This is a genomic window from Aeromonas sp. CA23 (genome assembly GCF_002587065.1).
GTDB classification, from domain to species: domain Bacteria; phylum Pseudomonadota; class Gammaproteobacteria; order Enterobacterales; family Aeromonadaceae; genus Aeromonas; species Aeromonas bestiarum.
Genome location: NZ_CP023818.1, coordinates 2,162,752 through 2,174,424, shown reverse-complemented (window position 1 = coordinate 2,174,424; position 11,673 = coordinate 2,162,752). Strand labels below are relative to the sequence as shown.

Annotated in this window: 11 protein-coding genes; 10 read left to right on the top strand and 1 reads right to left on the bottom strand. The window is 61.1% G+C overall.

Annotated elements, in window-relative coordinates; genetic code table 11:
- The first annotated feature begins 131 nt into the window (after window positions 1–131).
- From aroQ to CK910_RS10290, 6 genes are all read left to right on the top strand, one after another.
- Window positions 132–581, top strand: a complete 450-nt coding sequence (gene aroQ / locus CK910_RS10315; RefSeq protein WP_043140128.1) for a type II 3-dehydroquinate dehydratase — start codon at window positions 132–134, stop codon at window positions 579–581.
- 36 nt (window positions 582–617) lie between these two features.
- Complete coding sequence (gene accB, locus CK910_RS10310; protein ID WP_043140125.1) at window positions 618–1,073, top strand: acetyl-CoA carboxylase biotin carboxyl carrier protein; 456 nt, start codon at window positions 618–620, stop codon at window positions 1,071–1,073.
- A gap of 15 nt (window positions 1,074–1,088) precedes the next feature.
- Window positions 1,089–2,429, top strand: a complete 1,341-nt coding sequence (accC, locus tag CK910_RS10305; protein WP_042866664.1) for an acetyl-CoA carboxylase biotin carboxylase subunit — start codon at window positions 1,089–1,091, stop codon at window positions 2,427–2,429.
- 207 nt (window positions 2,430–2,636) lie between these two features.
- Entirely contained in the window at window positions 2,637–2,900 is a 264-nt protein-coding gene (locus CK910_RS10300) for a YhdT family protein (protein ID WP_098985057.1), read from the top strand.
- The gene (panF, locus tag CK910_RS10295) at window positions 2,890–4,347 is read left to right on the top strand and encodes a sodium/pantothenate symporter (RefSeq protein ID WP_098982749.1); all 1,458 of its coding nucleotides are present in this window, start codon (window positions 2,890–2,892) and stop codon (window positions 4,345–4,347) included. The genes CK910_RS10300 and panF overlap by 11 nt, the downstream gene beginning before the upstream one ends.
- An 89-nt stretch (window positions 4,348–4,436) precedes the next feature.
- Window positions 4,437–5,864 (top strand): PTS transporter subunit EIIC, encoded by a 1,428-nt coding sequence (locus tag CK910_RS10290; protein WP_098982746.1) that lies wholly within the window; start codon window positions 4,437–4,439, stop codon window positions 5,862–5,864.
- A 2-nt stretch (window positions 5,865–5,866) separates the two neighbouring features.
- On the opposite strand, the gene CK910_RS10285 is transcribed toward CK910_RS10290, so the two are convergent.
- Complete coding sequence (locus tag CK910_RS10285) at window positions 5,867–6,739, bottom strand: LysR family transcriptional regulator (protein WP_172955289.1); 873 nt, start codon at window positions 6,737–6,739, stop codon at window positions 5,867–5,869.
- Window positions 6,740–6,839: 100 nt separating this feature from the next.
- On the opposite strand from CK910_RS10285, the gene CK910_RS10280 reads away from it, so the two are divergent.
- The 4 genes from CK910_RS10280 (at window position 6,840) to CK910_RS10265 (ending at window position 11,163) form a co-directional block, all read left to right on the top strand.
- Window positions 6,840–7,856: a zinc-binding alcohol dehydrogenase family protein gene (locus CK910_RS10280; protein WP_098982744.1), complete on the top strand. Its 1,017-nt coding sequence runs from the start codon at window positions 6,840–6,842 to the stop codon at window positions 7,854–7,856.
- A 528-nt stretch (window positions 7,857–8,384) separates the two neighbouring features.
- Window positions 8,385–9,263 carry a 50S ribosomal protein L11 methyltransferase gene (gene prmA, locus CK910_RS10275; RefSeq protein ID WP_098982739.1) on the top strand — a complete coding sequence of 293 codons (879 nt, stop codon included), beginning with the start codon at window positions 8,385–8,387 and terminating at the stop codon, window positions 9,261–9,263.
- Window positions 9,264–9,502: 239 nt separating this feature from the next.
- Entirely contained in the window at window positions 9,503–10,477 is a 975-nt protein-coding gene (locus CK910_RS10270; protein WP_098982737.1) for a D-2-hydroxyacid dehydrogenase family protein, read from the top strand.
- Between the two features lie 110 nt (window positions 10,478–10,587).
- Window positions 10,588–11,163: a sugar O-acetyltransferase gene (locus CK910_RS10265; RefSeq protein ID WP_098982734.1), complete on the top strand. Its 576-nt coding sequence runs from the start codon at window positions 10,588–10,590 to the stop codon at window positions 11,161–11,163.
- The last annotated feature ends 510 nt before the right edge of the window (window positions 11,164–11,673 follow it).

Sequence of the window (11,673 nt, the reverse complement as noted above, 5' to 3'; positions counted from 1 at the left end):
TTTCACGAAATCAATATAATTGCGAAATCTGTGTACCAGTGCACACCGAATTGCGCAGAAAATGGCTAGATTTCTGGTAGTCCACAAGATAGCTGATAGATAGCAGCATTATCATCGAGGATGTACTCAATATGTCGCAACATCACCGAATTCTCCTGCTCAACGGGCCGAACCTGAACCTGCTGGGCAAACGGGAACCGGGCATCTACGGCAGCAAGACGCTCGACGAGATCGTTGCCGATCTGATGCACAACGCCAGCGAACTCGGCGCCACACTGGAACACCTGCAATCCAACGCCGAACATGAGTTGGTCAGCCGCATTCACCAGGCCATGGGCCAGGTGGATTTTATCATCATCAATCCGGCCGCCTTCACCCACACCAGCGTCGCCATTCGCGATGCGCTGCTGGGTGTGGCCATCCCCTTTATCGAGGTTCACCTGTCAAACGTCCATGCCAGGGAACCCTTCCGTCATCACTCCTATCTGTCTGATGTCGCCAGGGGGGTGATCTGCGGGCTGGGTGCCGATGGCTACCAATTCGCTTTAACCGCGGCCGTGCATCAGTTGCGCGCGGCTTGATAATCACTGATCAGATAAAGAAGAAAGAGAATGCTAATGGATATCCGCAAAATCAAGAAGCTGATTGAACTGGTTGAAGAGTCCGGCATCGCCGAACTGGAGATCTCCGAGGGTGAAGAGTCCGTTCGCATCAGCCGCAACTTCTCCGGTCAGGTGACCACCGCCATGCCGCAGATGATGATGCAGCCAGCCATGGCCCCTGCCGCCGCACCGGCAGCCAGCGCCGCAGCACCGACCGCAGAGGCGGCCGCGCCGAGTGGCCATCTGATGCGCTCCCCCATGGTGGGTTCCTTCTATCGCTCCTCCAGCCCGGAAGCCAAACCGTTCGCGGAAGTGGGCCAGCACGTCAATGTCGGCGATACCCTGTGCATCGTCGAAGCCATGAAAATGATGAACCAAATCGAGTCTGACAAGGCCGGCGTGATCAAAGCGATCCTGGTTGAAAATGGTCAGGCCGTCGAATTTGACGAGCCGCTGTTCATCATCGAATAAGGGAAATTGCCACCCATGTTGGACAAAGTAGTCATCGCCAACCGCGGTGAAATTGCCCTGCGGATCCTGCGCGCCTGCAAAGAGCTCGGGATCAAGACAGTGGCCGTTCACTCCACCGCCGATCGGGAGCTCAAACATGTGCTCCTGGCCGACGAAACCATCTGCATCGGCAAGCCTGCCAGCGGTGAATCCTACCTCAATGTGCCGGCCATCATAGCCGCCGCCGAGGTGACGGGTGCCGTTGCCATCCACCCGGGTTACGGCTTCCTCTCCGAGAACGCCGATTTCGCCGAAGTGGTCGAGAAATCCGGCTTCATCTTCATCGGCCCGCGCGCCGAGACCATTCGCCTGATGGGTGACAAGGTCTCCGCCATCGAGGCGATGAAGAAGGCTGGCGTACCTTGCGTACCCGGCTCCGACGGCCCCGTCGACAGCGATGCCAAGCACAACGCCGCCATCGCCAAGCGCATCGGTTATCCGGTGATCATCAAGGCCGCCGGTGGCGGTGGTGGTCGCGGCATGCGCGTGGTGCGCAGTGAAGCCGAGCTGGCTGCCGCCATCGCGCTGACCAAATCCGAAGCAGGCCAGTTCTTCAAGAACGACATGGTCTACATGGAGAAGTACCTGGAAAACCCGCGCCATATCGAAATTCAGATATTGGCAGACGGCCAGGGCAACGCCCTCTATCTGGGCGAGCGTGACTGCTCCATGCAGCGTCGCCACCAGAAAGTAGTCGAAGAGGCGCCGGCACCCGGCATCACCGAAGAGATGCGCAAGTTCATCGGCGAGCGCTGCGTGCGCGCCTGTATCGAGATCGGCTACCGCGGTGCGGGGACCTTCGAGTTCCTGTACGAAAACGGCGAGTTCTATTTCATCGAGATGAACACCCGTATCCAGGTTGAACATCCGGTCACCGAGATGGTCACCAGCGTGGATCTGATCAAGGAGCAGCTGCGCATCGCCGCCGGTCAGCCCCTGTCGATCACCCAGCAGGACATCCGCATCCGTGGCCATGCCATCGAATGCCGGATCAACGCCGAAGACCCGGCCACCTTCATGCCGTCTCCGGGCCTGATCCAGCGCTTCCACGCGCCGGGTGGTCTGGGCGTACGTTGGGATTCCCACATCTACGCCGGTTACAAGGTGCCGCCTTACTACGACTCCATGATCGGCAAGCTGATCTGTTACGGCGAGAACCGTGACGTCGCCATCGCCCGCATGCGTCAGGCGCTGGATGAGCTGGTGGTGGAAGGGATCAAGACCAACGTCTCCCTGCAAAAAGAGATCATGAAGGACGAAAACTTCCAGCACGGTGGTACCAATATCCACTACCTGCACAAGAAGCTGGGTCTGTAAGGATCTCTGATAGAGACCCGATGACATTGCACGGTGGCAGTTCCAATGCCCACTACCTGCACAAGACGTTGGGTCTGTAAGGATCTAAGGCAGAACAATGACTTCCGATAGAAGTCAGCTCCGCAAGGAGCCTCTGTTGAAAAAGGGCCATGGCGACATGGCCCTTTTTTGTTATCCTTGCGCCCCTCAAAATTGTCGGAGGCCAAGGTGAATCGTTTCGCGCTCGCTCGCCGGGAAGCAGCCCTCTGCCTGCTGCTGACCCTGCTCTACTTCCTTGCCTGGTATGGCACTGCCTATTTCATCCCCGAAGAGATCGAATACTGGGACATGCCGCTCTGGTTCCTGCTCAGCTGCATGGTGATGCCGCTGCTGTTCATAGTGCTGTGCGGCCTGATGGTGGATCGCCTGTTTGTGGATATTCCCCTCGATACGCCTCATCCCCATGCCAAGGAGTCCACCCATGAATCTTGAGCTGATGCTGCCGCTCATCATCTATCTGGTGCTGGTGCTGGGAGTCGGCTTCTGGGCCAGCCGCCACCGCGCCGGCGGTGACTTCGTGCAGGAGTACTTCATCGGCAACCGCAGCATGGGCGGTCTGGTGCTGGCCATGACGCTGGTGGCCACCTACACCTCGGCCTCCTCCTTCATCGGCGGGCCCGGTGCGGCCTACAAAATCGGCCTTGGCTGGGTGCTGCTGGCGATGATCCAGCTGCCCACCGTCTGGCTCACCCTGGGGGTGCTCGGCAAGAAGTTCGCCATCATAGCCCGCCGGGTCAATGCGGTGACCATCAACGACATGCTGTGGGCCCGCTACCAGAGCAAGGCGGTGGTGGTGCTGGGCTCGGTCACCATCATCCTCGCCTTTATCGCGACCATGGTGGTGCAGTTCATCGGCGGCGCCCGCCTGCTGGAGACGGCCACCGGCCTCTCCTACCAGCAGGGTTTGATGCTGTTTGCCAGCTGCGTGCTGCTCTATACCGTGATCGGCGGCTTTCGCGCCGTGGTGATGACGGATGCCCTGCAGGGCATCATCATGCTGATCGGCACCGGCGCCCTGCTGGCGGGGATCCTGGTGGCAGGCGACGGTCTGCCCAATCTCATCCACCAGCTCAAGGTTATCGATCCCAAGCTGGTGAGCCCGCAGGGGGCCGGCGACATGCTGACCCAGCCCTTCATGCTGAGCTTCTGGATCCTGGTCTGCGTCGGTGTGGTGGGGCTGCCCCACTCGGCCCTGCGCTGCTTTGGCTACCGCGACAGCAAGGCGCTGCACCGCGGCATTCTCATCGGTACCGTGGTCAGCGCCCTGCTGATGTTCGGCATGCACCTGGCCGGGGCGCTCGGTCGCGCCATCCTGCCCGGCATGGACAGCCCGGACAAGATCATGCCCTCGCTGATGATGGAGGTGCTGCCCCCCTGGCTGGCCGGGGTCTTCCTGGCGGCGCCCATGGCGGCCATCATGTCTACCATCGACTCCCAGCTGATCCAGGCCTCCGCGACCCTGGTGAAGGATCTCTACCTCAACTACCTCAGTCCGAAGCAGGAGAAGCTGGAGGTGCGCATTCCCCGCCTCTCCCTGCTCTGCACCCTGATCCTGGGCACGCTAGTGCTGCTGGCGGCGCTGCAGCCCCCCGAGATGATCATCTGGCTCAACCTGCTCGCCTTCGGCGGCCTGCAGGCCGTGTTCCTGTGGCCGCTGGTACTCGGCCTCTACTGGTCGCGGGCCAACGGCCCCGGCGCCCTGGCCTGCATGGTGTCCGGCATCGTCTGCTATGGCGTGCTGAGTCAGTGGGGGATCAAGCTGGCCGGACTGCACGCCATAGTGCCGAGCCTGGGGCTGGGACTGGCTGCCTTCGTGGTGGTCAGCCTGCTGACACCGCCACCCGGCCAGAGCGTGCGGCGATTGTTTGAACAGCAATAACAAATAGATTAATAAAGGGTTCCAAAACTATCCCCAAATGGGTGTTTTGCGGGTAAACTGTGCGCCAAGTCACAAAACGCCGCGCCCTTATGCCAGTACAGAACGCCAGACAGATCCTGACTCATGCCCTGCAACGACTCGGTTATGCCCTGTTGTTGCCGGTCTCCATACTGCCGCTGGCGGCCCTGCTCTATCGGCTCGGTCAGCCGGATGTGCTGGATCTGGCGGTGCTCTCCCTCACGGGGCGCGCCCTGTTCAGCCAGATGCCGCTCATCTACGCGGTGGCCATCGCCTTCGGCCTGAGCCGGCAGGGAGAGGGCACCCAGGCGCTGGCCGGGGCGGTCAACTTCCTGCTGCTGAGTTCGGCACTGGGCACCCTGGCCCCCGGCCTGCATGCGGACATGATCTGCGGCCTGCTGGCGGGCATGACCACGGCCATCGTCTACCCCTGGGTGAAACGGCACACACTGTCTGGCTGGTTGCAGAGAGTGAATGGGGACTTCCTCTGCCTGTTCGCCTCTGCGCTCAGCTGCCTGTTGCTGGCGTTCCCCCTCTCCCTGTTCTGGCCGTTGCTGGAACAGGGCATCACGCTGCTGGCCTCAGAGCTGCTCACCACTCCGCTGGGGGCCTTCTGCTATGGCGTGCTGAACCGCTTGCTGATCCCTCTCGGCCTGCATCAGGTATTGGGCAGCCTGATGGGGCTGGGCGAGAGCAACCTGCTGGCGCTGGCCAGCGCCCAGCCGCTGCACGAAGGCTATGTGGCCGGGCTCTACCCCATCATAATGTTCGGCCTGCCCGGCGCCTGTTTTGCCATCTGGCTGCACCGCCAGCGCATGCAGCGCCTGCCGCAGGGGGGCCTGCTGCTCACCCTCGCGCTCACCTCTGCGCTGGTGGGGATCACCGAACCCATAGAGTTCCTGTTCGCCTTCACCGCCCCCTGGCTGTTTCTGGCCCACGCCCTGCTGACCGGGCTGTCGCTCGCCATCTGCAGCGCCCTTGGCATCCAGGTGGGCAGTTACTTCTCTGCCGGCCTGCTGGATCTGGTACTGAGCTATCAGTCCGGCGAGCACAGCTTCTGGCTCATTCCGGTCGGCATCCTCTTCTTCGTCGCCTATACCCTGCTGTTCTATCAACTGCTGGAGCGCGCCCCCCTCAGCCTGCCGAGCAAGCCCATCGCCAAAGAGCATCCACGGCTGGCGAGCGTCGCCCCCTCGGATCCCCAGATGCTGGCGATCCAGTATCTCAAGGTGCTGGGCGGGATGGACAACCTGCAGGCCATGAGCGTCTGCCTGACCCGCCTCAGCCTGCGGGTGCGCGACATAGCGCTGGTGGATCAGTCCCGTCTGCTGGGGCTGGGTTGCCTCTCCTGGATCCAGCTCAACGACCATCAGCTGGTGCTGGTGCTGGGCCCCAATGCCAGCCTGATCGAGGGGCAGATCCGCATGCTGGCGGAGCGCCAGTCGGTGCCGCTCGGCCTCAAGCCCAACCAGGAGTCCGCCAGCCAGAGCAACTGGTAGCCTCAGGCAAACGGCAGCCGCTCGGCGACGAAGTCCATCAGCGAGCGCAAGGTGGGCGCCAGATGTTCCCGGCTCGGGTAGATGAGGTAGAAGGGATTGGGCGGTATGGGGTGATCCGGCAACACCTTGTGTAGCCGCCCCGTCGCCAGATCCTGCTGGCAAACGTGGTGTGGCAGCAGGGCAATGCCCCCCTCGTGCAACGCCAGCTCCCGCAACGCCAGCAAACTGTTGCTGATACAGGCCCCCTGCGGCCGCCAGCCCCCCTCCTGCAGTGGCCACACCGGCAATGCCGAGTGCACCAGACAAGGGTGGAGCCCCAGCTCAGACAGCTGCTGCGGCGCGCCATGGGTCGCCAGATAACCGGGAGCCGCCACCAGATGGCGCGGCACCTGACCGATGCGCCGGCAGATGAGGCTGGAATCTTTCAGCGGCGCCGCCCGCAGCGCCAGATCGTAACCCTCCCCCACCAGATCCAGCTGCTCGTCACTCAGGGTCAGCTCCAGCACCACCTCGGGATAGAGGGCGCGAAACTCGGCCAGGATCCGGCCAAGCAGCAGGGTGCCGGTCGCCTCGGGCGCCGTGATCCTTACCCGGCCTGCGGGGGCGGTGCGCAGCAGCGCCATCGCCAGGTTGGCACTGCGGGCCAGCGCCAGCAGCGCCCGGCACTGCTCCACGTAGATCTCTCCCTGCGGGGTCAGGCTCAGTCGGCGGGTGGTGCGCTGCAGCAGTCGCACTCCGAGCTGGGCTTCGAGCCGCGAGATCTTCTGGCTCACCGAGGACTTGGGCATGCCGAGCGCCTCGGCGGCACCGGTAAAACTGCCCTGCTCCACCACGGTAGCGAACAGCCCCATCAACTCCAGTTCGACATTGTTCATATATTCAAACAGTCTTTACCAATTACCCATCTTAATCAGGATAATCAATCAGACTAGAGTGGCTGGCAATCCCAATCCATCCGATTTGAAAGGAACTGCCATGAAAGCCATCGCCCTGACTCATTATCTGCCCAGCGACCACCCCCACTGCTTCATCGAGGCCAATCTGCCCGACCCGACCCCGGGCCCGCGGGATCTGCTGGTGAAAGTGACGGCAACCTCGGTCAACCCGGTGGATACCAAAGTCCGCTCCCCCAAGGCCAAGGTTGAGAGCACGCCCCGCGTGCTGGGCTGGGATGCGGTCGGCGAGGTGATCGCCGTCGGCCACGAGGTGAGCCTGTTCAAGGCGGGCGACAGAGTCTGGTATGCCGGCGACATCAGCCGCCCCGGCAGCAACAGCGCCCTGCAGCTGGTGGATGAGCGCATCGCCGCCCTCGCCCCCACCAGCCTGACAGACCCGGAAGCCGCCGCCCTGCCGCTCACCGCCATCACCGCCTGGGAGGCGCTGTTCGAGCGCATCGGCCTTCACCGCGAGAGCACGGGCAAGCTGCTCATCATAGGCGGCGCGGGTGGCGTCGGCTCCATCGCCATCCAGCTGGCCCGCCAGCTCACCAACATGGAGGTGATCGCCACCGCCTCCCGGCCAGAAAGCCGTGAATGGTGTCTGGCAATGGGGGCCCATCAGGTGGTGAGCCATCACCAGCTGCAGGCAGAGCTCACCGCCCTTGGCGTCACCCAGCTCGATGCCATCTTCTGCACCAATGCCACCGAGCAGCACTGGGATGCCATGGCCAGCCTCATTCGCCCGTTCGGCCACATCTGTACCATCGCCGAATCCAGCGAGCCCTGGGATCTGGGCCTGCTCAAGAGCAAGAGCGTCACCTTCAGCCAGGAATTCATGTTCACCCGCTCCCTGTTCCAGACCCCGGACATGATCGAGCAACACAAGCTGCTGGGCCGGGTCGCCACCCTCCTCGATCAAGGGGTGCTCAAGACCACGCTCACCCGCACCCTGGCCGAGCTGACCCCGGTCACCCTGGCCCGGGCTCATGCCGAGGTGGAAGCGGGTCGCATGGTCGGCAAGCTGGTGATCGACATGAGTCGATTCGGCAACTAATCCCTTATAGGTAAAAACTGCACCATCATGGGGTGAATTCACCAGTGACAGGCCCCATCAGTGCACAGTTCACAGCAGGCACCAGACAGTCACCACGCAGCATCACTCCAAAAAACGATAAAAAAGGGGCCATCCCGCCGGGATGGCCCTAAATACCTGAACGTTGGGGTAACAATCACACACATATCCTTATGCAGGACATCTCCATCATTGCATCTTGTGTGCCAATCCCCCGGATCTACACCCTTTCTTCACGCTCATCCCTACACAGCAAGCCACGCAAGCCTGCTAACCGCCAGCAGGCAAAAAAAAAAGCCACCCTAAGGTGGCTGAAAAAGATGACGGAACTTTCCTAGAGCAAAGCATTCAGCGGGAACAGGTTGCTTCCCGTCACCCAATGAGGAATACATTAACCGTGCCAACTCGGCAGAGTTCTCTTCCTGCGCCATGCCGACATGGGCAAACCACGACAGCACAGGCCCATGATGATAGAATCTCGCGGTTTCACATTTATGAAGAGTCGACGCCATGCCCTGGATACAAATTCGAATCAACGCCACTGCCAAGACAGCAGACAAGGTGAGCAACATGCTGCTGGGGCGTGGAGCCCAGGCCGTGACCTTTATGGATGCCCAGGATGTACCCGTGTACGAGCCGCTGCCCGGTGAAACCCCGCTCTGGGGCGAGACCGAAGTGATGGGCTTGTTCGATGCCGAAACCGATCCGGCCCCCACCATCGCTTTCTTCCAGCAGATCTTCGGGGAAGACGTGGGCTACAAGGTAGAGCAGCTGGAAGACAAGGACTGGGTGCGCGAGTGGATGGATCACTTCCACCCCATGCAGTTTGGCGAGCGGCTCTGGATCTGCCCGAGCTGGCGCGACGTGCCCAATCCGGATGCGGTCAACGTCATGCTGGATCCGGGTCTGGCCTTCGGTACCGGCACCCACCCCACCACTGCGCTCTGCCTGCAGTGGCTGGACGGGCTGGATCTGGCCGGTAAAACCGTGGTCGATTTCGGCTGCGGCTCCGGCATCCTCGGCATCGCCGCCCTGAAACTGGGCGCCGCCCGCGTCATCGGCATCGACATAGACCCGCAGGCCATTCAGGCCAGCCATGACAACGCCGAGCGCAACGGTGTCGCCGGCCAGATCGAGCTCTATCTGCCGGCGGATCAGCCGCAAGGAGTGGAGGCGGACGTGGTGGTGGCCAACATCCTGGCCGGTCCGCTGCGCGAACTCGCCCCCCTCATCGCCGGCCACGGCAAAGCGGGCAGCCTGATGGCCCTCTCCGGCGTGCTGGAGAGCCAGGCCCCTGAGCTGGAAACCATCTACGGCCAGTGGTTCGACATGGACCCGACCGCAGTGAAAGAGGAGTGGTGCCGCCTCTCCGGCCGCAAGCACGGCTGATAACACGGCTGATAACACGGCTGATAACAGCCGGATTTCACCACCTCCCATACAAGCAGGGCTCCCATACGGGGGCCCTGCTTGTTTCAGTCCCCATGAAACCCGACCAGCTAATACGAGACTCGTTGGCTCGCCCATAGTGCCAGCCTGTCATGAAAAATATCCATTCGAGAACACATTCCGATTCTATTCCGGTAGGATGGCCATCAGACCAGAAATGATGGGAACGGAGACCCTTTATGCGCATTGCCATTCTGGATGACTACCAGGATCAGGTTCGTCATCTACCCTGCTTTGCCATGCTGGCGGGACATGATGTCATGGTACTCAACCAGAGTGAGCCAGATGCCTCACGTCTTGCTGCCAAGCTGGAAGGAATTGAAGCTCTGGTACTGATCCGCGAGCGTACTCGTATCGACGAACAACTGCTGATGGGGCTTCCCTCACTCAAGCTCATCAGCCAGACCGGCAAGATCAGCCAGCATATAGACCCGGTACTGTGCCAACGATACTGTGTTGCCATCGCTGAAGGGGTCGGCAGCCCCATTGCGCCTGCCGAGCTCTGCTGGGCCCTCATCATGGCGGCCTCGCGCCATATTCCGGCTTACTGCGAAGCCCTGACCAAGGGGCAGTGGCAGCAGTCTGGACAGCTCGGTCTGGGTCGCACCCTGCACGGTCTGACACTCGGCATCTGGGGCTATGGCAAGATAGGCCAGCGCATCGCTCGTTACGGCAAGGTATTTGGCATGTCGGTACTGATATGGGGCAGTGACTCATCCCGTCAGCGGGCAGAGCAGGATGGATTGGAAGCCGCTGCCGACAAGGACGCATTTTTCCGGCGGGCCGATATCTTGTCCCTCCATCTGCGGCTCAACGAGATCACTCGAGCCTGCGTCACCCGTGCCGATCTGGCTCGAATGAAAGCAGACTCTCTGCTGGTCAATATCAGCCGGGCCGAGCTCATCGAGCCGGGAGCCCTTTATGCCGAGCTCAGCGCCAATCCGACCAGGCAAGCTGCGCTGGATGTGCTCGATGTCGAGCCAGCCACGCTCGGCAGCGAGCCCCTGCTGCGTCTGCCCAACGTGCTGGCCACACCGCATCTGGGTTATGTGGAGCAAAACAGCTATGAGCTCTACTTTCGCAAGGCATTTGAAAATGTGCTGGCCTTTGCCGATGGCAGGCCACAAAACCTGGTGATACCGGCTCTGGGCTGAGGCTCACGCTTATTCTGCTGACAAAGCAGTAACATATGCCTCTGTCCGTACGCTTGTGCGGCAGCCTGCTGCCCAACTCGCCTCATGCCAATCAGAGATCAGGATGCCCCATGACCGAATATCAGAAGATGATCAGCAGCCAGCCCTATAACTGCATGGCGCCGGAGCTGGATGTCCTGCGCCGGGAGACGGCGCGCTTGTACCGCCGTTTCAATCGCAGCGACGAGGAGGAGGAACAGCTGGCGCTGCTGCAGGAGATAGTCGGCGAGCTGGCGGAGAACGCCTTTATCTGCCCGCCCCTCTACTGCACCTATGGCCGCCATATCAGCCTGGGGAAGGATTCCTATATCAACATGGGAGCCACCATGCTGGACAACGCACCGATCCGCATCGGCGCCAACGTCATGATAGGGCCGAACGTGCAGATCTATACAGCCGCCCACGCGCTGGCAGCCGATGAGCGCATCCAGGGGGTGGAGACGGCGCTGCCGGTGACCATAGAAGACAAGGTCTGGATCGGCGGCGGCGCCATACTGCTGCCCGGTGTCACCATAGGGCGGGAAGCCATCGTCGGCGCGGGCGCCGTGGTCACCAAAGACGTGCCGGCCGGTACCCGGGTGGTGGGCAACCCGGCCCGGATCCTGCCTGCCAAGGCAAACATCACCCAGCAGCAAAGCTGCCCATAAAAATAAAGCCCAATGTCATAACGACCACGCTGGTCTGTAAAAAGGGGCTGCTTGCTAGAGCTGATGGGGTCTGTGCCTGAAAAAACGCAGATAAAAATGAAGCCCCACGTCATAACGACCACGCTGGTCTGTAAAAAGGGTTGCTTGCCGAGGAGATGGGAGCTGTACCTGAAAAGTGCAGATAAAAATGAAGCCCAATGTCATAACGACGTTGGGCTGTAAAAAGGTGCTACGGAATTGCGACTCTCATCGCAGAAAATTAGAAGGGGTCACCTTCTAAACTGGCACAGGGATATTAACGAGGCGCAAACGTTTTACATAGCGTAATCAACCAGGATTGAGAACAGCCTCTCACTATTTAAAAAATTCCCTGCCAAGCCCCATCCCCCTCTTGGCAAGCATTTATTTATCAGTACAGCCTAGGGGGGGGGGGGGGGGGGGGGGGGGGGGGGCTCGTGATCTGGCTGGATCAAAAAAGCCCTGACAAGTCAGGGCTTTGGCTAAAATTGA

Coding starts and splice junctions, on each gene's coding strand:
- CK910_RS10290 (WP_098982746.1), top strand. CDS start 4,437: ATGCCAGTACAGAACGCCAGACAGATCCTGACTCATGCCCTGCAACGA.
- CK910_RS10265 (WP_098982734.1), top strand. CDS start 10,588: ATGACCGAATATCAGAAGATGATCAGCAGCCAGCCCTATAACTGCATG.
- accC (WP_042866664.1), top strand. CDS start 1,089: ATGTTGGACAAAGTAGTCATCGCCAACCGCGGTGAAATTGCCCTGCGG.
- panF (WP_098982749.1), top strand. CDS start 2,890: ATGAATCTTGAGCTGATGCTGCCGCTCATCATCTATCTGGTGCTGGTG.
- CK910_RS10270 (WP_098982737.1), top strand. CDS start 9,503: ATGCGCATTGCCATTCTGGATGACTACCAGGATCAGGTTCGTCATCTA.
- accB (WP_043140125.1), top strand. CDS start 618: ATGGATATCCGCAAAATCAAGAAGCTGATTGAACTGGTTGAAGAGTCC.
- CK910_RS10280 (WP_098982744.1), top strand. CDS start 6,840: ATGAAAGCCATCGCCCTGACTCATTATCTGCCCAGCGACCACCCCCAC.
- CK910_RS10285 (WP_172955289.1), bottom strand. CDS start 6,739: ATGAACAATGTCGAACTGGAGTTGATGGGGCTGTTCGCTACCGTGGTG.
- prmA (WP_098982739.1), top strand. CDS start 8,385: ATGCCCTGGATACAAATTCGAATCAACGCCACTGCCAAGACAGCAGAC.
- aroQ (WP_043140128.1), top strand. CDS start 132: ATGTCGCAACATCACCGAATTCTCCTGCTCAACGGGCCGAACCTGAAC.